The 24,306-nt window shown below is 72.2% G+C and carries 23 protein-coding genes, 1 tRNA gene and 2 pseudogenes; 9 read left to right on the top strand and 17 right to left on the bottom strand.

Annotated features, from left to right (window positions below):
• Positions 1-32: 32 nt before the first annotated feature.
• Complete coding sequence (locus tag ACFQ9Z_RS09190) at positions 33-2,018, top strand: N-6 DNA methylase (RefSeq protein ID WP_383013253.1); 1,986 nt, start codon at positions 33-35, stop codon at positions 2,016-2,018.
• A gap of 47 nt (positions 2,019-2,065) precedes the next feature.
• On the opposite strand, the pseudogene ACFQ9Z_RS09185 reads toward ACFQ9Z_RS09190, so the two are convergent.
• The 4 genes and pseudogenes from ACFQ9Z_RS09185 to ACFQ9Z_RS09170 all read right to left on the bottom strand — a co-directional run.
• A pseudogene (locus tag ACFQ9Z_RS09185) lies at positions 2,066-2,404 on the bottom strand (SAM-dependent methyltransferase); the annotation flags it as partial.
• A 144-nt stretch (positions 2,405-2,548) separates the two neighbouring features.
• Complete coding sequence (locus tag ACFQ9Z_RS09180; RefSeq protein WP_383013250.1) at positions 2,549-3,340, bottom strand: ABC transporter permease; 792 nt, start codon at positions 3,338-3,340, stop codon at positions 2,549-2,551.
• Complete coding sequence (locus ACFQ9Z_RS09175) at positions 3,337-4,299, bottom strand: ATP-binding cassette domain-containing protein (protein WP_383013247.1); 963 nt, start codon at positions 4,297-4,299, stop codon at positions 3,337-3,339. Before ACFQ9Z_RS09175 ends, ACFQ9Z_RS09180 begins: the two co-directional genes overlap by 4 nt.
• Before the next feature lie 32 nt (positions 4,300-4,331).
• On the bottom strand, positions 4,332-4,964 hold the full coding sequence (locus ACFQ9Z_RS09170; protein WP_383014426.1) for a DUF4097 family beta strand repeat-containing protein: 633 nt from the start codon (positions 4,962-4,964) through the stop codon (positions 4,332-4,334).
• A gap of 283 nt (positions 4,965-5,247) precedes the next feature.
• Here ACFQ9Z_RS09170 and ACFQ9Z_RS09165 point away from each other — a divergent pair, with 283 nt between their 5' ends.
• Entirely contained in the window at positions 5,248-6,000 is a 753-nt protein-coding gene (locus ACFQ9Z_RS09165; protein WP_383013244.1) for a helix-turn-helix domain-containing protein, read from the top strand.
• A 184-nt stretch (positions 6,001-6,184) separates the two neighbouring features.
• Here the strand turns inward: ACFQ9Z_RS09165 and ACFQ9Z_RS09160 are convergent, their stop codons facing one another.
• The 6 genes from ACFQ9Z_RS09160 to ACFQ9Z_RS09135 all read right to left on the bottom strand — a co-directional run bounded on the left by ACFQ9Z_RS09160 (position 6,185) and on the right by ACFQ9Z_RS09135 (position 10,056).
• Positions 6,185-6,790 carry a class I SAM-dependent methyltransferase gene (locus ACFQ9Z_RS09160; RefSeq protein ID WP_383013241.1) on the bottom strand — a complete coding sequence of 202 codons (606 nt, stop codon included), beginning with the start codon at positions 6,788-6,790 and terminating at the stop codon, positions 6,185-6,187.
• A 163-nt stretch (positions 6,791-6,953) separates the two neighbouring features.
• Positions 6,954-7,038, bottom strand: a tRNA-Leu gene (locus tag ACFQ9Z_RS09155).
• Positions 7,039-7,326: 288 nt separating this feature from the next.
• Entirely contained in the window at positions 7,327-8,274 is a 948-nt protein-coding gene (locus ACFQ9Z_RS09150) for a beta-ketoacyl-ACP synthase III (RefSeq protein ID WP_383013238.1), read from the bottom strand.
• A gap of 132 nt (positions 8,275-8,406) precedes the next feature.
• Complete coding sequence (locus ACFQ9Z_RS09145) at positions 8,407-8,535, bottom strand: hypothetical protein (RefSeq protein WP_383013235.1); 129 nt, start codon at positions 8,533-8,535, stop codon at positions 8,407-8,409.
• Entirely contained in the window at positions 8,510-9,835 is a 1,326-nt protein-coding gene (locus tag ACFQ9Z_RS09140; RefSeq protein WP_383013232.1) for an OFA family MFS transporter, read from the bottom strand. The genes ACFQ9Z_RS09145 and ACFQ9Z_RS09140 overlap by 26 nt, the downstream gene beginning before the upstream one ends.
• Positions 9,832-10,056, bottom strand: a complete 225-nt coding sequence (locus ACFQ9Z_RS09135) for a hypothetical protein (protein ID WP_383014487.1) — start codon at positions 10,054-10,056, stop codon at positions 9,832-9,834. The genes ACFQ9Z_RS09140 and ACFQ9Z_RS09135 overlap by 4 nt, the downstream gene beginning before the upstream one ends.
• Between ACFQ9Z_RS09135 and ACFQ9Z_RS09130 the strand changes: the two are divergent.
• Both ACFQ9Z_RS09130 and fdhD read left to right on the top strand, forming a co-directional pair.
• Positions 9,965-10,261, top strand: a pseudogene (locus ACFQ9Z_RS09130) (Fe-S-binding domain-containing protein); the annotation flags it as partial. The gene ACFQ9Z_RS09135 and the pseudogene ACFQ9Z_RS09130 overlap by 92 nt on opposite strands.
• Positions 10,262-10,268: 7 nt before the next feature.
• The gene (gene fdhD / locus ACFQ9Z_RS09125) at positions 10,269-11,117 is read left to right on the top strand and encodes a formate dehydrogenase accessory sulfurtransferase FdhD (protein WP_383013229.1); all 849 of its coding nucleotides are present in this window, start codon (positions 10,269-10,271) and stop codon (positions 11,115-11,117) included.
• A 209-nt stretch (positions 11,118-11,326) separates the two neighbouring features.
• On the opposite strand, the gene ACFQ9Z_RS09120 is transcribed toward fdhD, so the two are convergent.
• Together ACFQ9Z_RS09120 and ACFQ9Z_RS09115 are read right to left on the bottom strand one after the other, a co-directional pair.
• A complete protein-coding gene (locus ACFQ9Z_RS09120; protein WP_383013226.1) occupies positions 11,327-11,854 on the bottom strand; it encodes an isochorismatase family protein in 528 nt (175 codons plus the stop codon).
• A gap of 19 nt (positions 11,855-11,873) precedes the next feature.
• Entirely contained in the window at positions 11,874-12,311 is a 438-nt protein-coding gene (locus tag ACFQ9Z_RS09115) for a MarR family winged helix-turn-helix transcriptional regulator (RefSeq protein ID WP_383013223.1), read from the bottom strand.
• A gap of 123 nt (positions 12,312-12,434) precedes the next feature.
• Here ACFQ9Z_RS09115 and ACFQ9Z_RS09110 point away from each other — a divergent pair, with 123 nt between their 5' ends.
• Positions 12,435-13,352 carry a zinc-binding alcohol dehydrogenase family protein gene (locus ACFQ9Z_RS09110; protein ID WP_383013219.1) on the top strand — a complete coding sequence of 306 codons (918 nt, stop codon included), beginning with the start codon at positions 12,435-12,437 and terminating at the stop codon, positions 13,350-13,352.
• Positions 13,353-13,660: 308 nt separating this feature from the next.
• On the opposite strand, the gene ACFQ9Z_RS09105 is transcribed toward ACFQ9Z_RS09110, so the two are convergent.
• On the bottom strand, positions 13,661-14,671 hold the full coding sequence (locus ACFQ9Z_RS09105; protein WP_383014423.1) for a bile acid:sodium symporter family protein: 1,011 nt from the start codon (positions 14,669-14,671) through the stop codon (positions 13,661-13,663).
• 171 nt (positions 14,672-14,842) lie between these two features.
• Here ACFQ9Z_RS09105 and ACFQ9Z_RS09100 point away from each other — a divergent pair, with 171 nt between their 5' ends.
• From ACFQ9Z_RS09100 to ACFQ9Z_RS09090, 3 genes are all read left to right on the top strand, one after another.
• Positions 14,843-15,721 carry a LysR substrate-binding domain-containing protein gene (locus tag ACFQ9Z_RS09100; protein ID WP_383013216.1) on the top strand — a complete coding sequence of 293 codons (879 nt, stop codon included), beginning with the start codon at positions 14,843-14,845 and terminating at the stop codon, positions 15,719-15,721.
• 249 nt (positions 15,722-15,970) lie between these two features.
• Positions 15,971-17,797, top strand: a complete 1,827-nt coding sequence (locus tag ACFQ9Z_RS09095; protein WP_383013213.1) for an AMP-dependent synthetase/ligase — start codon at positions 15,971-15,973, stop codon at positions 17,795-17,797.
• A 127-nt stretch (positions 17,798-17,924) separates the two neighbouring features.
• A complete protein-coding gene (locus ACFQ9Z_RS09090) occupies positions 17,925-18,761 on the top strand; it encodes an aldo/keto reductase (RefSeq protein WP_383013210.1) in 837 nt (278 codons plus the stop codon).
• 313 nt (positions 18,762-19,074) lie between these two features.
• On the opposite strand, the gene ACFQ9Z_RS09085 is transcribed toward ACFQ9Z_RS09090, so the two are convergent.
• The gene (locus ACFQ9Z_RS09085) at positions 19,075-19,686 is read right to left on the bottom strand and encodes a hypothetical protein (protein ID WP_383013207.1); all 612 of its coding nucleotides are present in this window, start codon (positions 19,684-19,686) and stop codon (positions 19,075-19,077) included.
• Positions 19,687-19,872: 186 nt separating this feature from the next.
• Here ACFQ9Z_RS09085 and ACFQ9Z_RS09080 point away from each other — a divergent pair, with 186 nt between their 5' ends.
• On the top strand, positions 19,873-20,607 hold the full coding sequence (locus ACFQ9Z_RS09080) for a glycoside hydrolase family 75 protein (protein ID WP_383013204.1): 735 nt from the start codon (positions 19,873-19,875) through the stop codon (positions 20,605-20,607).
• A 9-nt stretch (positions 20,608-20,616) separates the two neighbouring features.
• Here the strand turns inward: ACFQ9Z_RS09080 and ACFQ9Z_RS09075 are convergent, their stop codons facing one another.
• The 3 genes from ACFQ9Z_RS09075 to ACFQ9Z_RS09065 form a co-directional block, all read right to left on the bottom strand.
• The gene (locus ACFQ9Z_RS09075; RefSeq protein ID WP_383013201.1) at positions 20,617-21,318 is read right to left on the bottom strand and encodes an SDR family oxidoreductase; all 702 of its coding nucleotides are present in this window, start codon (positions 21,316-21,318) and stop codon (positions 20,617-20,619) included.
• Between the two features lie 124 nt (positions 21,319-21,442).
• A complete protein-coding gene (locus ACFQ9Z_RS09070; protein WP_383013198.1) occupies positions 21,443-22,339 on the bottom strand; it encodes a class I SAM-dependent methyltransferase in 897 nt (298 codons plus the stop codon).
• A gap of 146 nt (positions 22,340-22,485) precedes the next feature.
• Positions 22,486-24,291 carry a glycoside hydrolase family 6 protein gene (locus ACFQ9Z_RS09065; protein ID WP_383013196.1) on the bottom strand — a complete coding sequence of 602 codons (1,806 nt, stop codon included), beginning with the start codon at positions 24,289-24,291 and terminating at the stop codon, positions 22,486-22,488.
• Between the last annotated feature and the right edge of the window lie 15 nt (positions 24,292-24,306).

Raw genomic sequence — 24,306 nt, 5'->3', positions numbered from 1 at the left:
GCCCAGCCGCCAAGTACCTCGGAGACTGATCGATGAGTACCCCGGACGCCGTACCCGTCAGCCTGGCCGAAATCGCCCGGATCGCCGGTGTCGGGCGGGCCGCGGTGAGCAACTGGCGGCGGCGCCACGACTCCTTTCCCACACGAATCGGGGGCACCGACGTCAGCCCGCAGTTCTCACTGACGGAGGTCGAACACTGGCTGCGGGGCAACGGCAAGCTCAAGGACGTGGGGGGCAGGGAACTTCTCTGGCCGCGCTTCGAGGTGCTCGGCAGCCGGAAGGAATCGGGGCTGGCCGTGGCCGAGGCCGCCCGCCGGATGCGTTCCCCCAGGGCGCGGATCGGGCACCCGGAACTCTCCTCACAGGCTCGTGAGTTGGTGGCCGAAGCTGCGAAGCTGGGGCGGGCGGAGGGACCACGCGAGACCTTCGACTTCCTGCTGCAACGTTGGCTGGAAACACACGTCAGACAGCTCAGCACCACGCCGCCGCCACTGGCGACCCTCATGATCCGGATCGCCCTCGGCGTTCACATCCGTCCGGTGGACGGCGGACTGACGATCCTCGATCCGGCATGCGGCACGGGACACCTGGCCGCCGCGGCAGCTCAGGAGTACGACGGCCCGAGCCTGGAACTACTCGGCTGCGAGAGAGATCCGGCACTGGCTGCGCTGGCAGCCGCCCGGCTCGAGTTCGTCGCGGAGGACCGTGATGTCCGTACGCGCATCGCCACGGCCGACGCACTGCGCGAGGACCCCTTCAGCGGAACCAAAGCCGACATCGCGTTGTGCAACCCGCCTTTCAACGAGCGTGACTGGGGCTACGAGGAACTCGCCACCGACCAGCGCTGGAGTCATGGACTGCCTCCACGCACCGAGCCCGAGCTGGCCTGGGTGCAGCACCTCCTCTCCCATCTCAAGCCCGGTGGCACCGCCGTGGTCGTCCTCCCACCCGCGGTAGCCTCCCGCAAGGCGGGCCGCCGTATCCGCGGCTCGCTGCTGCGCACCGGATCGCTCAGGGCGGTAGTGTCACTGCCCCCCGGCAGCGCGCAACCGCACAGCGTCTCACTGCAGTTGTGGGTCCTGCGCGCGGCGCCGGACGGCCCTGCGGCGACTGCCCCCAGCCAAGACGCCCTTCTGGTGGACGCCACGCGGTTCGCACGCCCAGGGACGCGCGAGCCGAGCCCAGACTGGGATGCTCTCGGTTCGTTCGTCCTAACCGCACTGGCTGCCCTCGACCATCCCGACCGGGAGACACCTGAGGACGCGGTACGTGTTCCCCTGATCGACCTTCTGGACGACGAGGTGGACGTCACCCCGGGTCGTTACACGGCCTCGGCGTCGGAGCCGTCCCCGAAGGAGCTTGCCGTCCGGTGGGACGCCTTCAGTTCCCTGCTCACCGACCTGGCCGATCATGCGCGGCATCTCTCCGTACTCGACGTGGAGGCCGACACGCAGCAGACCACCACGACCGTCGGCGACCTCGTCAAGGCGGGCGCGCTGACATTGCGTGCCGGTCAGCAGTCACCGGAGACGGCGGCACCGGTCAGCGGGGCCACCGTGCCACTGCTCACCATCGCCGATCTGCTGCATGTCGGCACTCCGGGCGCGCTGCTGGCCACCGGATCAGCCCACACCCTCGCCGAAGAGGGTGATGTGGTGGTCGCGGGAGTGATCCGGGCCTTCAAGGCCTGGGTGCACGAGGGCCCCCCGATGGCCCTCGGTCCGCAGCTCTACACCCTGCGGGTGGACCCTGAGAAGCTCGACCCCCACTTCCTCGCCGGATGTCTGCGCGCTCCAGCCAACGGTCGCCAGGCCGGCACCCACGCCTCAAGCTCCTCCCGGGTAGACATCCGGCGGCTGCAGGTTCTGCAGCTTCCCTTGGAGAAGCAGGCGGCGTACGCAGAGACGTTCCGGCGCCTAAGGACCTTCGAGCGGCTCCTCGACGAGACTCAAGTATCGGGTTCCAGCCTGGGCGGCGATATGAGCGACCGCCTCGCGGCCGGCGGCCTCACCATCTGACCCACACGGGAGCAACCGGCCCCCGGCGGCTAACCCGACTTCCGCGCCAGTAGCACCTGGGGGTCGTCGTCGACGTGGACGACCCGAGACTCCGGCGCGTGCCGTTGCGTGATCTGGTGGACGTTGCCGACGGTCGGCAGACCACTGCCGAGGTCGATGGACTGCCGCACGCCGGTCGTCGTCACGATCTCCGCGACCGCCCGGACGAGCGCCGCTCGGTTGGCGAAGGCGATCGCCACCGAACCGGGGAGGTCACGCTTGAACACGTCGCCGACCTCCCGGTCCACGGCGTGGTTGTCACTCCCGCCGAGCAGGTAGTCGCGGACGCGGGCGATGCTCGGCCTCGTGCGGTCGATGAAGGGGCCTTCATCGGTCATGGCGGCCATCCTTCCTGCTTCGCCGAGTCGGGTGTGTGCAAGAGCGGAGGTTTCCTGGGCGCGAACGAACGGGGCGGCGCACTCCGGCAGTTGTCGGTGTGCGCCGCCCCAGGGGTGGGACGCGTCGCGGGGCGGGCCGCGTGGGCATGGGGGTTACCTGGGGTCGTGGCTGAACCTCTTGGTGGACCAGAGGTAGCCGAGGACGGTGAGGGCGAGGCACCAGGCGATGGCGAGCCAGCCGTTGTCACCGATCTCGGTGCCGAGGAGGAGGCCGCGCAGGGTCTCGATGGCGGGGGTGAACGGCTGGTACCGGGCGATCGGCTGGAACCAGCCGGGCATGGCGCCGATGGGGACGAAGGTGCTGGACAGCAGCGGGAGCAGGATCAGGGGCATGGCGTTGTTGCCGGCCGCCTCGGCGTTGGGACTGATCAGGCCCATGCCGACGGCGATCCAGGTGAGCGCGGTGGCGAAGAGCACGAGCAGTCCGAACGCCGCGAGCCATTCCCAGACGGTGGCGCCGGTGGAGCGGAAGCCGATGGCCACGGCGACGGCGCCGACGAGGACGACGCTGATCACGGACTGCAGGACGCTGCCGATGACGTGGCCGATGATGACCGAGCCGCGGTGGATCGCCATGGTGCGGAAGCGGGCGATGATGCCCTCGGTCATGTCGTTGCAGACGGAGACCGCGGTGCCGACGACGGTGCTGCCGATGGTCATCAGCAGCAGGCCGGGGACGACGAAGGCGACGTAGGCGGAGCGGTCCGGTCTGCCGCCGCCGATGCCCGCGCTCATGGTGTCGCCGAAGATGTAGACGAACAGGAGCAGCAGCATGATCGGCGTGAGCAGGAGGTTGAGGGTGAGGGAGGGGTAGCGCCGGGCGTGCAGGAGGTTGCGGCGCAGCATGGTGGAGGAGTCGCGCAGGGCGAGGGCGAGGGTGCTCATCGGGCGTTCTCCTTGGGCTGGTTCGGGATGCCGGCGCCGCCGGTGAGGGCGAAGAAGACGTCGTCGAGGTCGGGGGTGTGCACCGTGAGTTCGTCGGCCTCGATGCCGGCCGTGTCCAACCGGTCGAGAATGGAGCGCAGTTCGCGCTGGCTGCCGTCGCTCGGGATGTGCAGGGCGAGGGCCTGGTCGTCCCGGGTGACGTCGCGCAGGGCGGTGGCGGCGTTCTGGTAGGCGGCGGGGTCGGTGAAGCGGAGCCGTACGTGGCCGCCGGGGACGATGCGCTTGAGTTCGTCGGCGGTGCCCTGGGCAGCGATCTTCCCGCCGTGCAGGACGGCGATGCGGTCGGCGAGTTCGTCGGCCTCCTCCAGGTACTGGGTGGTGAGGAAGACGGTGACGCCGCCGGTGACGAGTTCGCGGATGATCCGCCACATGTTGTGCCGGGAACGCGGGTCGAGGCCGGTGGTCGGCTCGTCGAGGAAGATGATGCGGGGGCTGCCGACCAGGGTCATGGCGATGTCGAGGCGGCGCTTCATGCCGCCGGAGTAGGTGGAGGCGGGCTTCTTCGCGGCGTCGGTGAGGTCGAAGCGCTCCAGCAGTTCGGCGGTCACCCGGCGCCCCTCGCGCCGGGTGAGGTGGTTCAGGTCGGCCATGAGGAGCATGTTCTCCTCGCCGGTGATCAGGCCGTCGACGGCGGAGAACTGCCCGGTGACCCCGATCGCGGCCCGCACGGCCTGTCCGTCGGCGGCGAGGTCGTGACCGCCGACGCGGACGGGACCGCTGGCGGGGTCGGGTGAGATCAGCGTGGACAGGATGTTGACGGCGGTGGTCTTGCCGGCGCCGTTCGGGCCGAGCAGGGAGAAGATCGTCCCCTGCGGTACGGCCAGGTCGACGCCGTCCAGGACGGTCTTGTCGCCGTAGGACTTGCGCAGCCCGTTCGCCGCGATGGCCAGGTCTGTCATGAGAGGTTCCCCCTTGTTCGCTGTCTGCGGGTTCAGAGGCTGCGGGCGGTGATGTCGCCGTAGGCGGTGGTGGCGTGGATGGTCAGGCCGCCGGCGGCGCCGTCGGTGTTCCGCAGCGCGTTGTGGACCCGGCCGTAGCCGGTGCCGGCGTCCAGGGAGGCGGAGGCCCCGCGGGCCGCGCCGACGGTGATATCGCCGTGCTCGGTGCGCAGGGTGACCTCGCCGCCCTGGGCCTCGGCGATGGTGATGTCGCCCTTCTGGGTACTGATCTCGGCGGATCCGCCCAGGCGGCCGACCGAGACGTCGCCGGCCTGGAGGGTGAGGCGGGCGGCGGCGGTCTCGTCGAGCTTGACCGCGCCCTGCGCGCCCTCGAAGACGACGTCGCCGAGGCGTCCGACGCCCCGGAGCTCGGCGAGTGCCGCCTTCGCCTGGACCCGGGAGCCGGCGGGGAGTTGGACGGTCACCTCGATGGCTCCGGACGGGCCGAGGATCCGGTTCTTCGGGGCCGGGACCTCGATCCGCAGGACGCCTTCGGTGTAGGCGACCTCGGTCCGCTCCGCCGCCTTCACGTCGCGCCCCCTGGAGGCGTCTGCGGGCAGCACCTCGACCGTCGTGTCGGCACGGTCGGCGGCGATGAACCGGATGTGCCCCGCGGGGATGTCCAGGACGGCGGAGACCGGGGCGGGGGTGTCGAACTTCTGATGGTGTGCTCCTTCTGTGGTGGCGCCGAGCGGTGCGGCCCGTTGTTTCCGACAACGGAAAAGCTACGTTGCGTTCATAAACTCGGCAACACCATTGTTGCGATGTAGAGAAAAAGACGCTGGTAGACGGGTGCATTTCGTTGCGACGGGCGTACAGCTAACGCAACGTCACACCCAAGACTCGTTGCAATGGAGTGGTGAGTGAACGCTATAGTGGGCGGCACCACGAGACTTGGAGGGGACCGCGATGCCCGGAGGCCGACTCACCCAGCAGGAACGCCAGCAGATCGCGCTGGGGCTGGCCGACGGCCTCGCCTACGCGGAGATCGCCAGGCGCCTGGACCGTCCGACCTCGACCGTCACCCGCGAGGTGATGCGCAACGGCGGCCCCACCGCCTACCGTGCCGACCTCGCCCACCGCGCGACCGAACACCGCGCGCACCGCCGCAGGCCGGCGGCGCCCCGGGACCCGAAGGCGGCCCCACAGGCAGCCGGGCGCGACGCGGAGGCGGTGCGCGAGTACGAGGAGGCGTTCACCACCCTGCTGATGCGCCAGGGCCTGCCGAAGATGATGTCCCGGGTCCTGACCTGCCTCTACACCGACGACACCGGCAGCCTCACCGCGTCGGAACTCGCCCGGCACCTCCAGGTCAGCCCGGCGTCGATCTCCAAGGCCATCACCCAGCTCGAGAGCCAGGGCCTGATCCGGCGGGAACGCGACGAACGCCGCCGCGAACGCTACATAGTCGACAACGACGTCTGGTACCAGGGAATGATCGCCGCCGCCCGGTCCAACATCGAGCTCGCGGAGACCGCACGCCGGGGCGTCGCCCTCCTCGGCCCCGACACCCCGGCCGCCGCCCGCCTGGAGAACATCGCCCGCTTCGTCGACTTCGTGGGCGAAAGCCTCGCCCGCGCCGCGGAACAGGCGCGCGACATCCTGTATGCGCAGCCCGAGGCCCACCAGGCCGGCACCGCCGGGCCGGAGGCGGATCGGTGAGCGGCTGAGGCGGGCCGCGCACGCATGCGCAACGGGGGCCCCGACCGCGGGAGTCGAGGGCTTCCTGCCCGTGTTCCCGGGGCGAGTTTCCGACGGGCGCCCGGTGGGCGCGCGCTCGTGTCCTCAGGGCGAGTGTCCGACCGGTGCCCGGTGGACGGGACTGATCAAGGTGTTCCGCGGACCCTCACCGGCGGTGGACGCTGACGGCGTAGCCGCCGCCGTCGTAGGGGTCGGCGTCCCAGGTGGCGAAGCGGTCGACGAGGGTGAGGCCGGCCGCGGCACAGCAGTCGTCGTACTCCGGCAGCGTGATGCCGGGCGGCACGGGCAGGTGGGCTTCGTCCAGGCCGAAGCCGGCGACCAGCAGACCCCCGGGACGCAGGGCCGCGGTCAGGCGCTCGACCACCGCGGCCTCGGTGCCGGCCGCGAGGAACGGGAACACGTTGCCCGCGGCGACCACGAGGTCGAACTCCGCCGCGATGCCGAGGAGGCCGGGCTCGAACCCGGTCAGATCGGCCTGGAACCAGGGCAGTTCCGGGGCCTGCTCCCGCGCCACCGCCAGCATCGACGCGTCGAGGTCCACCCCGACGCAGTCGTATCCGAGCTCCGCGAGCCGGATCATGACCCGTCCGGTGCCGCACCCGGCGTCCAGCACTCGCGCTCCGGCGGGCACGAGCGCGGCGCAGAAGCGCGCCTCACCGTGCACATCCGTCCCGCTGCGGACCAGGGCCGCGAACCGTGCGGCGTAGTCCTGTCCGGACGTCCCCCCGGTCAGTTCCTTCCAGCGACTCATGCGGCCAACGATACGGGGGGCCGTGTGCCGCGCGGCCGGGCGGCCGCCCGCTCCCCGGCCGCGCGGCACACGGGAACGCCGACGCGAGCAGATGGACACGAGAACGCCGAGAGGGCCGCGACCGAACAGGTCGTGGCCCTCTCGTCCGTGTTCTCACGGTGAGTGTCCGAGGGGGGACTTGAACCCCCACGCCCGATAAAGGGCACTAGCACCTCAAGCTAGCGCGTCTGCCATTCCGCCACCCGGACAAGGTGTCTGCCGCCTGACCGGGGGTGCTCCCCGCGGCGACATGGACAACAATACCAAGACTTCGGAGTGCGTTTCACCTGCGTATCCGGGTGCTGCACGGCGGCGGGGAGCCGTGTGGGAGCCGCCTGCCAGGGCGTACGGACAGTGAGCGCGCGGGTACGCGAGGCGGTGCGTCGGGGCATGAGCCGGTACTCCGGGAAGTCGCCCGGCAGCCGCTCCCCCGCGGGTCGCGCTCCCCCGCGGGTCCGCGCCGGGCCGGATCGGTCACACACCGGCGCCGGCCCGCGTCACGGGCACCGGACGACCTGTCCGGCGTACGACAGGTTGCCGCCGAAGCCGAACAGCAGGGCCGCGTCGCCGCTGCGCACCGCGCCCTGCTCGAGCAGCTTGGACAGGGCGAGCGGGATGCTGGCCGCCGAGGTGTTGCCGGACTCGGTGACATCACGCGCGACCACGGCGTTCACCGCGCCCAGCCTCCGCGCGAGCGGCTCGATGATGCGCAGGTTGGCCTGGTGCAGGACGACCGCGGCGAGGTCGGCGGGGTCCACGCCGGCCTTCTCGCAGGCCCGCCGGGCGATGGGCGGGAGCTGGGTGGTGGCCCAGCGGTAGACGCTCTGCCCCTCCTGCGCGAAGCGGGGCGGGGTGCCCTCGATGCGCACCGCGTTGCCCATCTCCGGCACCGAGCCCCACAGCACCGGCCCGATCCCGGGTGCCTGGCCCGGCGCGCACGCCTCGACCACGGCGGCGCCGGCCCCGTCACCGACCAGCACGCAGGTGCTGCGGTCGGTCCAGTCGGTGACCTCGGACATCTTGTCGGCGCCGATGACCAGCGCCCGGGTCGCCGCGCCCGCCCGCACCGTGTGGTCGGCGGTGGCCAGGGCGTGCGTGAACCCGGCGCAGACGACGTTGACGTCCATCGCGGCGGGCCGCGGGATGCCGAGGCGGGCGGCCACCCGGGCGGCGGTGTTCGGGGAGCGGTCGATCGCGGTGGAGGTGGCGACCAGCACCAGGTCGATGTCGCCGGGCGCGAGCCCGGCGGCGGCGAGGGCCTTGGCGGCGGCGTGCGCGGCGAGTTCGTCGACCGGTTCGTCGGGGCCCGCGATGTGCCGGGTCCTGATGCCCACCCGGCCGCGGATCCACTCGTCGCTGGTGTCGACCATGCCGGCCAGGTCGTCGTTGGTGAGCACCCTGGCGGGCTGGTAGTGGCCGATGGCCGCGATGCGCGAGCCGTGCATGTCGGGATCCCCTCGGTGGGTGGCGGGATCCATCAGTCTGCTCAGTGACCGGCGAGTACGGCGGCAGGTGAGGGCACAGGAATCGGGCATCCGAGTTGTCGGCTTCCGTCACACGCTCGGATGCCCGGGCAGTCACCCCGTGAACAGCTGCGTGGCCTTGCGTACCAGCTCGTACACCCCGTAGGCGAGCGGTGCCCCCACCCACAGCCAGGCGAGGAGGATCAGGCCCGGCCGGCTACGCGGGCTGCTGTCGCTGGGCATCTGCTGCCTCCCTCTGGGCGGGGACGTGGTGGCGTGCGTGCACGGGACGGACGAGTTCGTTGGCGACGAGACCGACGACGAGCAGGCCGATCATGATGCCGAAGGACAGCCCGTACAGCGAGGATCCGTGCTTCCCGGCCTCCTCCTGCCGGTCGGCGATCCAGTTGACGATCAGCGGCCCGAGCACGCCGGCCGTGGACCAGGCGGTGAGCAGCCGGCCGTGGATGGCACCGACCTGGTAGGCGCCGAAGAGGTCCTTCAGATAGGCGGGGATCGTCGCGAAGCCGCCGCCGTAGAAGGAGAGGATCACCAGCGCGCACAGGACGAACAGCGGCTTCGAGGTGTCCCCGAACAGCGCGATCAGCAGGTACATCACGGCGCCGGCGCCGAGGTAGACGCGGTAGATGTTCTTGCGGCCGATCCGGTCGGAGGCGGAGGACCAGCCGATCCGGCCGGCCATGTTGGCGGCCGAGAGCAGCGCGACGAAGCCGGCGGCCGCCGAGGCCGACACCGGGGTGGAGCTGTCGGCGAAGAAGTCGGTGATCATCGGGGCGGCCTTCTCCAGGATGCCGATGCCCGCGGTCACGTTCGTGCACAGCACCACCCACAGGAGCCAGAACTGCGGGGTGCGCACGGCGCCGCGGGCCGAGACGCGTACGCCGGAGACGGCGGCGGGCCCCCCGGCGGCTTCACCGGCGCGGGGCACGCGGACGAGCAGCACGCCGAGCAGCATGAAGACGGCGTACGACAGTCCGTGCACGAGGAACGCGAGCGCGATCCCGGAGTGGCCGGTGCCGAAGGACTCCAGCATCTGCGCCGACCAGGGCGAGGCGATCAGCGCGCCGCCGCCGAAGCCCATGATGGCGATGCCGGTGGCCATGCCGGGCCGGTCCGGGAACCACTTGATCAGGGTGGACACGGGCGAGATGTATCCGATGCCGAGGCCGATCCCGCCGACGAAGCCGTATCCGAGGACGATCAGCCAGTACTGCTGCGTCTGGGCGCCGAGCGCGGAGAGCAGGAAGCCGGTGGAGAAGCAGAGGAGGGCCACGGTCATCGCCCAGCGCGGCCCGTTGCGCTCGACCAGCGTGCCGCCGAACGCGGCCGAGAGCCCGAGCATCACGATCGCGAGCTGGAAGGGCAGCGCGCTGCGGGTGCCGTCGAGGTGCATTGCGGACTCGAGCGGCGGTTTGAACACGCTCCAGGCGTAGGCCTGGCCGATGGACAGGTGGACGGACAGGGCGGCGGGCGGGACCAGCCAGCGGCTCCAGCCCGGAGGTGCGACAGGGGGGCTGCTCATGACGCCGAACGGTAGGACCCGTTCCGGAAGTTGAGAAGACGCGCCGTCGACCGTATGCGGTGAACGGTGTGCGCGACGCGCTCAACGGTCGCCGCGCGGACCCTTTCGCCGAACGTGTCGGCGACCACCGCACCTCGACGCTGCTCGGCGTGCGTGTACTGCGGGAACTGCGTCGAGGTGCGCCCGACCGGGGCGCTGTCGTTCAGATCGGAGTGCGACATGCGGGCGGCGGGTACCAGGGACGAGTCGGCGCGGACGGCGACGACGACGGTGCGCGCCCACTGCGGAGTGGGCTGCACCGTCACGCTTCATGTGCAGGACAATGAGATCGTCGAGGTCACCTCACCGCGCGACAACCCGGTGACCAACGGCAATCTCCGCATCAAGGGCCGTTTCGGCCACCAGCACGCACAGAACCGGGGCTGATCAGGACATGGGACGAGTCACGGAACGCCGCAAGGTCCTCCGCATCCGCGACGGGGCGGTCTCCACCCGGCCGGACACGCTCGTCGCCGAGGAACCGCTGGAGATCCGGCTGAACGGCAGACCCCTCGCGATCACCATGCGCACCCCGGGCGACGACTTCGCGCTGGCGGCGGGCTTCCTGGTGAGCGAGGGCGTGCTGGCCGCCGCCTCCGATCTGCTGAACATCGTCTACTGCGCGGGGGCGACGGCGGACGGGTCGAACACGTACAACGTGGTGGACGTGAAGACCGCCCCGGGCGTGACGCTGCCGGAGTTCAGTCTGGAGCGGAACGTGTACACGTCCTCCTCGTGCGGGCTGTGCGGCAAGGCCAGCCTTGACGCCGTGCGCACCACCACGCGCTGGCCGATCGCCGACACTCCCCCGGTCCGCGTCACCCCCGAGCTGCTGGCGGCCCTGCCCGACCGGCTGCGGGCGGCCCAGCGGGTCTTCGACCGCACCGGTGGCCTGCACGCGGCGGCCCTGTTCGACGAGGACGGTGAGCTGCTGGACGTCCGGGAGGACGTGGGCCGGCACAACGCGGTCGACAAACTGGTCGGGCGTGCGCTGCAGAACGGTGACCTGCCGCTGTCCCGCACGATCCTGCTGGTCTCGGGCCGCGCCTCGTTCGAGCTGGCGCAGAAGGCCGTGATGGCGGGCATCCCGGTGCTCGCGGCCGTGTCGGCGCCCTCGTCGCTGGCCGTCGACCTGGCCGCCGAGACGGGGCTGACGCTGGTGGGCTTCCTGCGGGGCAGCTCGATGAACGTGTACGCGGGCGAGGACCGCGTCGCCCTGCGGGCCGCTGCCGCGCAGGGCTGACCGGTTCTCGCGGTACGACGGCGGGGAGCGCCCCGTGCGCTGCGGGCCCCTGCCGGCGGGGAGCGCCCCCTGTGCCGCGGGCACCTGCAGGCGGGGAGCGCCTCCTGCGCCGCGGGGACCTGCAGGCGGGGAGCGCCCCCTGCGCCGCGGGGACCTGCAGGCGGGGAGCGCCTCCTGCGCCGTGGGGACCCCTCGGGGGGACCGGCCGCTCAGCCGCCGGTGAGACCGACGTCCCGCGCCCGCACCACCGTGCCCAGCCGCGGGAAGTCGAGCCGGACCGACGCCTCGTGCTCGGGCGCGGTGAGCGCGGCCATGGCGTCCTCCACGAAGACCAGCTCGTAGCCGAGGTCGGCGGCGGCGCGGGCGGTGGACTCCACGCCGAGATTGGTGGCGATGCCGCCGAACACCAGCGTGCGGACGCCGCGTTCGCGCAGCCGCTCGTCGAGGTCCGTGCCCTGGAAGCCGCCGACGGTGCGCTTGACCACCTCGAGGTCGCCGTCTCGGCGCAGTCCGGCCACCAGTGCGCTGCCGGGCGGCTGTTCGGCGACCGCGGGGCGTTCGACCCGGATCAGCACGACGGTCGCGCCGGCCGCCCGGAAGGCGGCCGCCAGTTCCTCGGCGGTGGTGAGCACCTCGGTGCCCTTGCGGGGTTCCAGGGGCAGCGCGACGACGCGGTCCATCAGGTCGACGAGGACGAGGGCGGTGCGCCGGGGGTCGAGCACGGGGGCTGCGGTCATGACGGAACGTTAACCGCCGTCAGCCGACGGTGCCGGAAATCCGGATCAACAGGGCCGTGAACTGATCGCGTTCAGTCGACGACAACGGGGCGAGCAACTCGTCGTTGGCCTCACGGGCCGCCTTCTCGCAGCGGACGAGCAGGCGGGCGCCGTCCCCCGTGAGGGACACGGCGTTCTTCCGCCGGTCCTTCGGGTCGGGCGCGCGCAGCACGAGGCCTGCGGTCTGCAGGTCGTTGAGGACGCCGACCAGGTCCTTGGGGTCGAGGCCGACCGCGCGGCCGAGATCGGCCTGGGCGACGGGGGCCAGGTCACGGACCGCGGAGAGGACCACGTGGTGCCACATCTTCATGCCCTCGGCCGCGAGGGCGTCGGCGACCAGGGCGCGGCCGCGGGCGGCGGCCCGGCCGAGGATCCAGCTCGGCAGGGCGCGGATGGCGGGGAGGGGTGCTTCGGCCATGACGGCACCCTACCGAAGAACCGTTGGACATCCCAATGAACGCTCACTACCGTTGGGGCCGCCAACGATTACGTGGGTGTTCCCAACGACCTGCCGGCCCCTGCCCGGCGTCTGGAGGCTGCGATGCGTCGCGTCCGGTACGAGTCCGCCGGCGGCCCGCTGTTCGTCGAGGAGGCGGCGGTTCCCGAGGCCGGTCCCGGTGAACTGCTGGTGCGCTGCGCGGCGATCGGCGTCACCCTGCCCGTCGTCCGCAAGGTGGCCGAGGCGGCCGAGCCGGTCCCGCTGGGCGGCGAGATCGCCGGCACGGTCGTCGCCGTGGGCGAGGGGGTGAGCCGCTTCCGGGCCGGCGACCGGGTGACGGGACTGTGCTTCGGCCACGGCTACGCCGACCACGCCCTGCTGCACGAGGCGATGGCCTCCCCGGTCCCCGCGGGCGCGAACTTCGTCGACGCGGTCGCGCTGGTGCGCAGCGGGCTGGTGGCCCTGGGCGCGCTGCACGCGGCGGGCCCGGTGCGCGGCGAGGCGGTGCTGGTCACGGCCGCGGCGAGCGGGGTCGGGCAGCTCGCGGTGCGGCTGGCGCGGGCGCGGGGCGCGCGGCGGGTGGTGGGCGCCGTCTCCGACCCGGCGAAGGCGGACTTCGTCCGCTCGCTCGGCGCGGACGACTGCGTCCGGTACGGGGACGAGCGGTGGGGGGAGCCGTACGACTGCGTTCTGGACGCGGTCGGCGGCGACCTGCTCGCTCCGGCGCTGGCCGCGCTCGCCCCGCACGGCCGGCTGGTCGCCTACAGCTCCGGCGGCGGCACGATCCAGGCGTACGACCTGCTGGTCGGCGCCAAGTCGGTGATCGGCTTCCAGATGGCGCTGATCGCCCGCGACCGGCCGGCCCTGTACGAGCGGTGGCGGCGCGAGCTGTGGCGGCTGTTCTCCGACGGCACGCTGCGGCCCGCCGTGCACGCGGAGTTCGCGCTGGAGGACGCGGCGAAGGCGCACGAGGCGATCGCGACGCGGAGCAACCTCGGCAAGGTGGTGCTGCGGCCGTAGCCGCGCCACGGGCCCCCGGCGGCGCGTGCCGCCGGCGAAACGTGCGGCCTCGCGCGACCTGCGGCACCGCGGGACCTGCGGCGGGCCCCTGCGCGGCGCCGGCCCCGGTGACGGGCCGGCAGGGCTCAGCGCCGGTCGCCGGTGCCGACCGCCGGGCGGGCCGCCCCAGGCACCGCGGGACCTGCGGCACCGCGGGACCTGCGGCCTCGCGGAACATGCGGCACCGCGGGATCTGCGGGACCTGCGGCACCGCGGGACCTGCGGCGGGCCCCTGCGCGGCGCCGGCTCCGGTGACGGGCCGGCGGGGCTCAGCGGCGGTCGCCGGTGCCGACCGCCGGGCGGGCTGACCCGGCCGGGCCGGTCGGGGCCGCGGCGGCCTCGGGGTCGTGGGCGCGCCGTTTGGCGATGACCGCGCACACCATGAGCTGCATCTGGTGGAAGAGCATCAGCGGCAGCACGGCGAGGGAGGCGTGGGCGCCGAACAGGACGCTCGCCATCGGCAGGCCGGAGGCGAGGGACTTCTTGGACCCGGCGAACTGGATCGCGATCCGGTCCCCCCGGCCGAATCCGAGCGCCCGGGCGCCGTACCAGGTCAGCAGCAGCATCACCGCGAGGACCACCGCCTCGACGGCGAGCAGCGCCCCCAGCCGGACGGCGCTGACCTGGTGCCAGATGCCCTGGGTCACGCCCTCGCTGAACGCGGTGTAGACGACCAGCAGGATCGAGCCGCGGTCGACCAGGCCGAGGACCTTCTTGTGCCGGGCGACGAAGGCGCCGATCCACCGGCGCAGCACCTGCCCGGCGACGAACGGCACCAGCAGCTGCAGCACGATCTTCACCAGCGAGTCGGCGGAGAACCCGCCGCCGCTGTTGCCCAGCAGGGCGGCCGCCAGCAGCGGGGTGGCGACGATGCCCACCAGCGAGGAGAACGAGCCGGCGCAGATCGCGGCGGGCACGTTGCCGCGGGCGATCGAGGTGAACGCGATCGACGACTGGATCGTGGACGGCACCAGCGTCAGGAACAGCAGCCCCTGGTACAGCGGCTGGGTCAGCAGCACCGGGACCAGCCCCCGGGCGGCCAGGCCCAGCACCGGGAAGACCACGAAGGTGCAGGCGAGCACGGTGACGTGCAGCCGCCAGTGGCGCAGGCCGTCCATCGCCTCACGGGTGGAGAGCCGGGCGCCGTAGAGGAAGAACAGGAAGGCGATCGCCGCCGTGGACGCCCCCGAGGCGACGTCCGCGCCGGTGCCGTGGGCCGGGAGGAGCGCCGCGAGCCCGACCGTGCCGATCAGCAGCACGATGTACGGGTCGATCGGCAGCCGGCTCGGCCAGTGCGGGCGTCTCACGGTGCTCCACTCGCTGTTCGTCGGGTACGTGCGCGGGGCCCGGAAGGCCCCCCTCCATCGTCCTCCTCGGCACTCCGATCGGGAATCCGGCATACCACTCTGACTGTCATCGCATCACATGATGAGCCCGGATAGTCTGTGGGCGTGTACGACCCGACCCACCTGCGTACCTTCCTTGCGGTGGCGCAGACGCTGAGCTTCACGCAGGCGGCCCGGCGTCTGGGGCTGCGCCAGTCCACGGTCAGCCAGCACGTGCGCCGGCTGGAGGAGGCCACCGGCCGTCAGCTCTTCGCCCGGGACACCCACTCGGTGGAGCTGACCGAGGACGGCGAGGCAATGCTGGGCTTCGCGCGCCGGCTGCTGGAGGTGCACGAGCAGGCGACGGCGTTCTTCACCGGCACCCGGGTGCGCGGGCGGCTGCGCTTCGGCGCCTCGGAGGACTTCGTGCTGACCCGGCTCCCGGAGATCCTGGAGGGCTTCCGGCACGACCACCCCGAGGTCGACCTCGAACTGACCGTCGAGCTGTCCGGCACGCTGCACGAGCAGCTCGCGGCCGGCAAGCTGGACCTGGTGCTGGCCAAGCGGCGGGCCGAGGATCCGCGCGGCGAGCTGGTGTGGCGCGACGACCTGGTGTGGATCGGCTCCGAACACCTGCGCCTGGACCCTGACCGGCCGGTCCCGCTGATCGTCTACCCTCCGCCGGGCATCACCCGGGCCCGCGCCCTCGAGGCGCTGGAGGCGCGGGGCCGCGAGTGGCGGATCGTGTGCACCAGCGGCAGCCTCAACGGCCTGATCGCCGCGGCCCGCGCCGGTCTCGGGGTCATGGCCCACTCCAGGCGCCTGATCCCGCCGGGCCTGTTCCGGCTGCCGGAGCGCCCGGCCCTGCCGGAACTGGGCAAGGTCGACTTCGTGCTGGCGCACGGCAGGCGCCGGGGCGCGGCGGACGCCGCGGCGAACGCCCTGGCGGCGGCGATCCTCGCGGGCGGCGACCGGCTGCGCCGCGGCCGGCGCGACGGGCACTGACGGGACCCGCCGGCCGTAGACGCGTCGTACAGATTCGGTGGAGATTACGCCGCCGTAAGTTACTGACTCGTCAGTATTGTGTCCGGCCCTTACCCATGTGAGGGTATTTTCCGATCGCCGGCCGGTAGGAAGGCGTGGTTTGCTCGCTTTCCGCACACCTGCCGCCAGGCTGACGGGTGGGGTAGCTTTCACGGCGCTGAGCGGAGCATCGCGGGCGTGAGTCGAGGAGCAAGGACGGGGAGCGCGGGTTTGCACGAGTTCACCACCCCTCCGTTGACGTCGGCGCCGCCGGTGGGCGGACTGGCCGACGCCGTCTTCGAACACGCCCTCGAGAACCCCCTGCACGCGGCGCTGGGCCGCAAGGACGAGTCCGGGCAGTGGCGGGACGTGACCTCCGCCGAGTTCCGCGACGAGGTGCTCGCCCTGGCCAAGGGCCTGCTCGCCCGCGGCATCCGGTTCGGCGACCGGGTCGCCATCATGTCCCGCACCCGCTACGAGTGGACCCTGTTCGACTTCGCCCTGTGGACGATCGGCGTCCAGGTGGTCCCCGTCTACCCGACGTCCTCGGCGGAGCAGTGTTTCTGGATGCTGTACGACGCCGAGGTCACGGCGGCGATCGTGGAGCACGAGGACCACGCGATGACCATCGCCACCGTCATCGACCGGCTGCCGCGCCTGCGGGAGCTGTGGCAGCTCGACTCCGGCTGTGTGCAGGAGCTGTACGACGCCGGCGCCTACCTGGACGACGAGGTGGTGCACCGGCACCGGCAGGCCATCACCCCGGAGTCGGTCGCGACGATCATCTACACCTCGGGCACCACCGGCCGCCCCAAGGGCTGCGTACTGTCCCACGGCAACCTGATGTACGAGGCGGACACCGTCATCCGGCGCTGGGAGCCGGTGTTCCACTCGAAGAAGGGCGACGAGGCCTCCACCCTGCTGTTCCTGCCGCTCGCGCACGTCTTCGGACGGATGGTCGAGGTCGCCACGATCCGCGGCGGGGTCCGCCTCGGCCACCAACCGCAGCTCCACGCCGCCGCCCTGCTGCCCGACCTGCAGGCCTTCCGTCCCACGTTCATCCTGGCGGTGCCGTACATCTTCGAGAAGGTGTTCAACGCGGCCCGGCGCAAGGCGGAGAAGGAGGGCCGGGACGGGCCCTTCGAGAAGGCCGTCGACGTCGCCGTGAAGTACGCGGACGCCGTCGAGGCCAAGGCGTGGGGCACCGGCCCCGGCCCGTCGGCCGGCCTGCGGATGCAGCACCAGCTCTTCGACAAGCTCGTGTACTCCAAGGTGCGCGCGGCCATGGGCGGCCGCATCCGCAACGCGATGTCCGGCGGCTCCGCGATGGACCGGCGGCTCGGGCTGTTCTTCGCCGGCGCCGGGGTGCAGATCTACGAGGGCTACGGCCTGACCGAGTCCTCGGCGGCCGCCACCGCCAACCCGCCCGAGCGCACCCGTTACGGCACCGTGGGCCAGCCCGTCCCCGGTGTCACCGTGCACATCGCCGACGACGGCGAGGTATGGCTGCGCGGCGGCAACGTGTTCCAGGGCTACCTCAACAACCAGAAGGCCACCGACGGCACCCTGCACGACGGCTGGCTCGCCACCGGCGACCTCGGCGCCCTCGACGAGGACGGCTACCTGACGATCACCGGCCGCAAGAAGGAGATCCTCGTGACCTCCGGCGGCAAGAGCGTCTCCCCGGGCGTGCTGGAGGAGCGGGTGCGCGAGCATCCGCTGGTCAACCAGTGCATCGTGGTCGGCAACGACCGGCCGTACATCGCCGCCCTGGTCACCCTCGACCAGGAGGCCGTCGAGCACTGGCTGCAGATGCGCGGCAAGCCCCGGCTCAGTCCCGCCCAGCTCGTGCGCGACCCGGACCTGGAGACCGAGGTGCGGCGGGCGGTCGTGGCCGCCAACACCCTGGTCTCGCAGGCCGAGTCGATCCGCACCTTCCGCATACTGGCGCAGCCGTTCACCGAGGAGCACGGCCTGCTGACGCCGTCGCTGAAGCTGAAGCGCAAGGCGATCGAGAAGGCGTACGCGAGCGAGGTCGAGGCCCTGTACCAGGCCTGAGGGGCGGCGGGCCCGGCGGCGCCGGCCGGGATTCCCCGGCGCGGATCGTGCCGTGAGGAATGCATCGGGGCCCGTGATCGTTGACGATGGTTGCACCACCTGTCGACAACCGAAGGATCACGAGCTCGTGAGCAGCAAGGTCAACCCGATCATCCTCAACAACGGCGTCGAGATGCCCCAGCTGGGCTTCGGCGTGTGGCAGGTGCCGGACGACGAGGCCGAGCAGGCCGTCGCCACGGCGCTCGAGGCCGGGTACCGCAGCATCGACACCGCGGCGATCTACGGCAACGAGGAGGGCACCGGCAAGGCCATCGCCGCCTCCGGCCTGCCCCGTGAGGACGTCTTCGTCACCACCAAGCTCTGGAACGGCGACCAGGGGTACGACTCCACGCTGCGGGCGTTCGACGTGTCGCTGGAGAAGCTGGGTCTCGACTACGTGGACCTGTACCTCATCCACTGGCCGCTGCCGTCCCGGGAGACCTACATCGACACCTACAAGGCGTTCGAGAAGCTGTACGCCGACGGCCGGGCGAAGGCGATCGGCGTCTCCAACTTCCTTCCCGAGCACCTGCGCAGGCTGATCGAGGAGACCTCGGTCGTGCCGGCGGTCAACCAGATCGAGCTGCACCCCCACCTGCAGCAGCACCAGGCCCGCGAGGTGCACGCGGAGCAGGGCATCGTCACCGAGGCCTGGTCGCCGCTGGGCCAGGGCAAGGGCCTGCTTGAGGTGCCGGCGATCGTCGCCATCGCGCGCAAGCACGGGCGGACTCCGGCACAGGTCGTGCTGCGCTGGCACATCCAGCTCGGCAACGTCGTGATCCCGAAGTCCGTGACGCCGTCGCGGATCAAGGAGAACATCCAGGTGTTCGACTTCAGCCTGGACGACGAGGACCTCGCGGCCATCAGCGCCCTGAACGAGGACCGGCGCCTCGGCCCGGACCCGGCCACCTTCGACGTGGGCTGAGCCCCCCGTACGGCGCACGGCCGTGCGCCCGCCCGGGCGGCGGGCGGGCGGGCGGGTGGGGGGTGGGCGCGCCGTGGGCCGCGGCCCCCGCCGGCCGCGGGGCGGGGCGCGGTGGACGTCCGCGGGGCCGACCGGGCAAACCACCCGCCCCCCGTGGTCCCCCGCCGCGCGGCCCCCCCGAGCCCGCGGGGTGCGCGCCCCCGGCACGCGGCCGGGGCGGGCGGGGCGCCCCCCCCGGCGCGCGGGCCCGGCGGGGGCCGGGCCGGTTCCGGGTTCCGCGCGCCTTCGCCGGCTCCCCGCGCCTGCCGCGGGCCTAGCCGAGGTTCACGTCCGCGTGCACGACCTCGAACTCCTCCAGCCCGACGACGCTCACCCGCGCCTTCGCCACGCCCTCGTGCCGGGCCGCCGCCTGGCCGGCCCGCGAGGCCGCCATCGAAGCGCGGTCGACGAATAGGGTGCCGACCTGGCCCCGGCCGCGCTCCCGGTCGATGAGCAGCGCGGCCCGGGCGAGACCCGGCAGGGTCTCGAACCGCGGCAGTACGGTCGACCGGAAGGTGTCCGTGAACAGGCCGGTGTCCGCGGGGTCGAACTCCACCCGGGACACGCGCAGCCCGCCGCCCATGCGCGGCACCCGCAGCGAGCGGTACACCGCCGCCTCGAAGTTCTCCACCGCCAGGGTGCCCGCGAACGGCTCGAGCAGCGCCTCCCGGCGCCGGCGCATCACGGTGTCGCTGTTGCTCCGGCTCTCCGCGGAGTCCCACCAGCTCACCGCCAGCAGCTTGCCGAGGTCGCGGTCGGTGAAGACGCCGGCCCCGAGGTAGCCGGGACGTTCCTCGAGCAGTTCACGCCCCTCGGTGTTCAGGGCCCGGACCGCCGTGTCGATCTTCGCGGGGTCACCGGTCACGTAAACGGTGCGTACGAACATGGCATGTCGCCTCCGCGTGGAGATCCGGCCTCTCACTTCGCTGGGTTCAGTCTTTCGTGGGAGGCATAACCCCGCAAAGCCGAACACAACGCCGACTCTCGCACAGAGGCTTGACGAGGGCATGCGCATGCGCCACCTTGTAGACGCCCGGTAAGGAAACTTTCCTAACAGAAGGGTCCCCCCACAGTGCGCCTGCGTTCACTGACCCTCGTCGCGGCCTCCGGAGCCGCCCTGCTCGCCGCCGGAGTGCTCCCCGCCCACGCCTCCGGCCCCGGCCCCGGCCCCGACGACCCGGCGGACACCACCCCCGGCGCCCCGCCGGCCTCCGTCCAGGAGGGCACCGTCAGCGCGGCCGACCTGCTCGCCAAGGTGACGTCCTGCTCCCAGATCTCGAACGGCAAGTACCGGACCGACGAGGAGACGTCGGCGACGGTCCCCGTGTGCGGCAAGAACGGCGCGGTGTTCTGGAAGGCCGACATGGACATCGACTGCGACGGCCAGCGCACCGCCAACTGCAACGAGGACCGCGACCCCTGGTACCAGGACGACACCGCGTTCCACCAGTCCGACGGCAAGCCCCTGAAGGCCGAGTCCCTGCCCTATGTCGTGGTGCCCAGTTCCAGCAGCATCTGGAACTACTCCGGCGCCGGCATCAAGGGCGGCGGCGTGGTCGCCGTCGTCTACGGCGGCAAGGTCGAGTACGCCGTCGTCGGGGACACCGGCCCCACCGGGATCATCGGCGAGGCCTCGTACGCCACCGCCAAGGCGCTCGGCATCGACCCCGACCCGGCGACCGGCGGAGTCGACACCGGCGTGACGTACATCCTGTTCAAGAACTCGAAGGTCTCCCCCATCGAGAGCCACAGCGCGGCCGTCACCCTCGGGGACCAGTTGGCCAGGCAGTTCCTGCAGAGCAACTAACCTTGGGGCCTAGTTGGGTTGTCCCAGCGGGCGTACGACGACGGTGTTGACGTCGACCCCGGCCGGCTGCCGGATCGCCCAGACGACGGAGTCGGCGATCTGCTCCGCGGTCAGCAGACGCCCCGGGGGCAGGCTGCCGTAGCTGTCCCAGAAAGGTGTCCCGACCCGGCCGGGTGCGACCAGCGTGACCCCGATGCCGAATTCCGTGACCTGGCGCCGGGTGTTCTCGGCGAGCCCGGTGACCGCCCACTTCGTGGCGCCGTAGAGGTTGCCGGGTGTGGGCACGAGACCGGCCACGCTGCCGACGAGGACGATCCGGCCACCGGTCTCCTTCAGCGCCTCGACGGAGGCGCGGATGAGCAGGGCGGGGCCGAGGACGTTGGTGAGGACCATCTCGGGCCAGCCGGCCGGGTCTCCGTCGGCGACGGAGTCGTGGGTGGCGAAACCGGCGTTGGAGACGACCGTGTCCAGCCGGCCGAACTCCGCCAGCGTGCGGTCGACCGCGCCGCGCACGTCGTCGTAGGAGGCCGCGTCACCGGCGGTCGTCAGCAGGCCGGCTGGGTCTCCCAGGGCGCCGGCGAAGTCCCGCAGCCGCCGCTCGCCGCGCCCGGTGACGGTGACCCGGTACCCGGCGTCCAGCAGGCGCCGGGCCACCGCGGCGCCTATCCCGCTGCCTCCGCCGGTGATGAGCGCGACCGGAGAGTCGTTCATGGTCTTCCCCCTCGGATGTCGGTGAACGCGCCGGAGTCCATCACTTGGAGCGCTCTCCAGGTCAAGCCCCGCCTCCGGGGCGTGGCCGCCGGTGGCGCCGTGCCGCACCCGGCGCCCGGCGGCGCTAGACCGGCCGGACCGCCCGGTGCACGGTGTGGGCCGCCAGCACGAACAGGTCCGGGCGGTGGTGGACGCCGCGCTCGTCGGCCGGGTCGAGGAGGCGGTCGAGGGTGGCGCGGTCGTCCGCTTCGAGGGCGTCGGCGTGGATGTCCCGGGTCCGGGTGAGGACGTCGGCGACATGGGCGCGGACCCGGTCCGGGACCGGGGCGGGCAGGTCCAGCAGGAAGCTGCGGGTGCCGGTGTGCTTCAGGCCGGCGGCGGCCAGCAGGGCGGGCCAGTCCTCCGTCTCGGCGACGGCGCCCGGCAGCTCGGCACGCATCGCCGTGAACCGGTCGTGCTGCACCGCGTCGATGCGCGCCTGCAGCCCGGGGCGGCCGAAGCCGATGTCGCGGGGCAGGTAGCGTGCGGCCAGTCCCCCCTCCAGGATGGCCAGGGTGCCGCCGGGCGCGAGCCGTTCGGCGAACTCGGCGAGCGCGGCCCGCTGGTCGCCGAGGTGGTGCAGGCTGCGGCTCGCCCACAGCAGGCCGGCCGGCCGGCCGAGTTCCCGCAGCACGCCGGGAAGCTCACCGGCCAGGGTGCCGAACCGGTCGGCGTGACCGAGGCGGGCGGCGCGGTCCCGGGCGCGCTCGAGCAGCGGCCCGGAGCTGTCGACGGCGACCACCCGGGCCCCGGGGAACGTCTGCGCGAGCAGGCCGGAGATCACCCCGGGCCCGCTGCCCGCGTCGACGACCAGGCCGGGTTCGCTCACGTCCTCGCTCAGCCAGGCCAGCGCCTGGGTGTACGCGGGCGTGGACACCTCGGCCTCCGCCTCAAGCATCGCGGCCAGCGCACCCCAGTCGACGTCGTCGTCGTGGTGGTGGCCCTGGTGCGGGCGGTGGTGGCTGTGGTGTTCGTGTGCCATGGCTTCGGCCTCCTGGGCGCCGGTGTCCTGATCGGACAGACTGCGCCGGGGGGTGGGGCCGGAGCCAGTTCTGTTGCCGGGGCCGCAAAAACGGATCCGCCGGGGCGCGGCCGGTGCGGGCCGTGCCCCGGCGGTCGTTCAGCCGGTCAGGAGAGCGGCGGGTAGGCGTTCTGCATCAGCTGCTGGAACTGGGCGGAGAACCAGTGCCCGGCCAGCGGCGCGTTCGGCAGGGCGCCGGAGGGGCTGTTGCCGTTGCGGGCGTTGCCGCCATACGTCGGGTCGCACATGCGGTCGAAGCCCTTGCCCTCGTCGTTGCTGACGGCGGAGCTGGCACCGTCGGACTCCCCCGGCGGCTTGACCCAGACGTAGGCGTCGATGCCGGCGGCCGGCGCCGCGGTGGGCCGCTCGCCGAGTCCCGCCCCGCTCTGGTTGCACCAGTTGCCGGCGTGGATGCGCCGGTCGATCCGGCTGCCGTTGACGTAGTCGTCCACGGAGGTCAGCGGGCCGGACTTGGTGGGCCGGGCGGTGCCGCCCCAGCCGTTGCGGGAGGTGTCGATCAGCATGCCGAGGCCGGAGTTGAAGCCGGACGCGACCAGCTTGTCCCGCAGCCCCTGCGCGAACGACTGCTCGTCGACGTACTGGTTCCAGTCCACCCACTTCGACTGGCGCACGGTCTGGCCGTTCACCGAGTCGGTGACCTTGAAGTACGGCTCCTTGGTGGCGCTGTAGTTGGCGGTGTTGACGATGAACCCGGTCACGTCGTTCACACTGGCGCCGTTGCTGGTGGCGACCTTGTAGAACTCCTGGACGGTGGGGCCGAGGTTGGAGTCCCAGCCGAGCCAGGCGTGGTGGCCGGCGTCGATGTAGTTGTAGACGTTCGCGATGGCGCCCAGCTTGTCGAGGGCGTAGCTGACGCCCTTCTCGTAGTTGCCGTTGGCCTTCATGGTCGCGCAGGCGTCGGTGCTGCCCGCGGTGCCCCCCGCGTTGGTGACCAGGTTGGGCAGCGAGTCGGGCTCGATGACCGTGGCGATCCGCAGGCCGGCGTACTTCGAGTCGGACAGGATGGAGGCGATCGGGTCGATGTACTGGCTCTTGTACTTGTCGAGGTCGTTCGGCCCGAGTTCGCCGTTGGAGGCGAGGGCGGAACAGTCACGCCCCGGCAGGTCGTAGATGACCAGCTGGACGACGAGGTCGCCGGAGCCCTTCTGCTTCAGGGCCGCGTCCAGGTGGGCGCGCAGGCCCATGCCGCCGTTCACCCCGTTGATGGCGGCGATCCGGTCCAGCCAGACTGCGGTGGGCTGGTTGGAGATGCGGCTGCCGCCCGGTTCGGCGGCGGCGAGGGCCGACCACTCGGGGTTCACGTACACCTTGGCCCCGGTGTAGGGGTTGTCGACGCGGCCGCCGGTGCCGCCGCCCGTGTCACCGCCGGTTCCGCCACCGGTGCCGCCGCCGGTGTCACCGCCGGTTCCGCCGCCCGTGCCGCCGCCGGTGTCACCGCCGGTTCCGCCGCCCGTGCCGCCACCCGTGCCGCCGCCGTCGACGTTGCAGGTGACGCCGTCGAGGGTGAAGGTGGCGGGAACGGCGTTGGTGCCGCTGTAGGCGCCCTGGAAGCCGAAGCTGACGGAACCGCCGTTGGCCAGCGCGCCGTTGTAGCTCTCGTTGGCGGCGGTGACGGCGGTGCCGCTCTGGGTGACCTTCGCGTTCCAGGCGTTGGTGACCTTCTGGTTGCCGGCGTAGGACCACTTCACCGACCAGGCCGACTTGGCGGCGCCGTTGTTGGTGACGGTGACGTTGGCGGTGAAGCCGGTGTCCCACTGGTTCTGTATCTGGTACGCGACGGTGCAGGGAACGGCGGTCGCCGCGGCACCGGCCGGTCCGGCGACCATCGCCGTACCGGAGGCACCGGCGACCAGCACCAGGGCGGCGAGCAGTGAGGTTCTGGTAGGACTCATGAGTGCGGGTTTCCT

It is taken from the genome of Streptomyces sp. NPDC056580, assembly GCF_042793175.1.
Classification (GTDB): Bacteria; Actinomycetota; Actinomycetes; order Streptomycetales; family Streptomycetaceae; genus Streptomyces.
The sequence above is the reverse complement of the archived record's forward strand: the minus strand, read 5'-3'. Positions and strand labels throughout refer to the sequence as shown.

Bases quoted from the DNA above. Each gene is read 5' to 3' on its own strand.
- ACFQ9Z_RS09190 (WP_383013253.1), top strand. From the start codon at position 33: ATGAGTACCCCGGACGCCGTACCCGTCAGCCTGGCCGAAATCGCCCGG.
- ACFQ9Z_RS09180 (WP_383013250.1), bottom strand. From the start codon at position 3,340: ATGAGCACCCTCGCCCTCGCCCTGCGCGACTCCTCCACCATGCTGCGC.
- ACFQ9Z_RS09175 (WP_383013247.1), bottom strand. From the start codon at position 4,299: ATGACAGACCTGGCCATCGCGGCGAACGGGCTGCGCAAGTCCTACGGC.
- ACFQ9Z_RS09165 (WP_383013244.1), top strand. From the start codon at position 5,248: ATGCCCGGAGGCCGACTCACCCAGCAGGAACGCCAGCAGATCGCGCTG.
- ACFQ9Z_RS09160 (WP_383013241.1), bottom strand. From the start codon at position 6,790: ATGAGTCGCTGGAAGGAACTGACCGGGGGGACGTCCGGACAGGACTAC.
- ACFQ9Z_RS09150 (WP_383013238.1), bottom strand. From the start codon at position 8,274: ATGCACGGCTCGCGCATCGCGGCCATCGGCCACTACCAGCCCGCCAGG.
- ACFQ9Z_RS09145 (WP_383013235.1), bottom strand. From the start codon at position 8,535: ATGCCCAGCGACAGCAGCCCGCGTAGCCGGCCGGGCCTGATCCTCCTC.
- ACFQ9Z_RS09140 (WP_383013232.1), bottom strand. From the start codon at position 9,835: ATGAGCAGCCCCCCTGTCGCACCTCCGGGCTGGAGCCGCTGGCTGGTC.
- ACFQ9Z_RS09135 (WP_383014487.1), bottom strand. From the start codon at position 10,056: ATGTCGCACTCCGATCTGAACGACAGCGCCCCGGTCGGGCGCACCTCG.
- fdhD (WP_383013229.1), top strand. From the start codon at position 10,269: ATGGGACGAGTCACGGAACGCCGCAAGGTCCTCCGCATCCGCGACGGG.
- ACFQ9Z_RS09120 (WP_383013226.1), bottom strand. From the start codon at position 11,854: ATGACCGCAGCCCCCGTGCTCGACCCCCGGCGCACCGCCCTCGTCCTC.
- ACFQ9Z_RS09115 (WP_383013223.1), bottom strand. From the start codon at position 12,311: ATGGCCGAAGCACCCCTCCCCGCCATCCGCGCCCTGCCGAGCTGGATC.
- ACFQ9Z_RS09110 (WP_383013219.1), top strand. From the start codon at position 12,435: ATGCGTCGCGTCCGGTACGAGTCCGCCGGCGGCCCGCTGTTCGTCGAG.
- ACFQ9Z_RS09085 (WP_383013207.1), bottom strand. From the start codon at position 19,686: ATGTTCGTACGCACCGTTTACGTGACCGGTGACCCCGCGAAGATCGAC.
- ACFQ9Z_RS09075 (WP_383013201.1), bottom strand. From the start codon at position 21,318: ATGAACGACTCTCCGGTCGCGCTCATCACCGGCGGAGGCAGCGGGATA.
- ACFQ9Z_RS09070 (WP_383013198.1), bottom strand. From the start codon at position 22,339: ATGGCACACGAACACCACAGCCACCACCGCCCGCACCAGGGCCACCAC.
- ACFQ9Z_RS09065 (WP_383013196.1), bottom strand. From the start codon at position 24,291: ATGAGTCCTACCAGAACCTCACTGCTCGCCGCCCTGGTGCTGGTCGCC.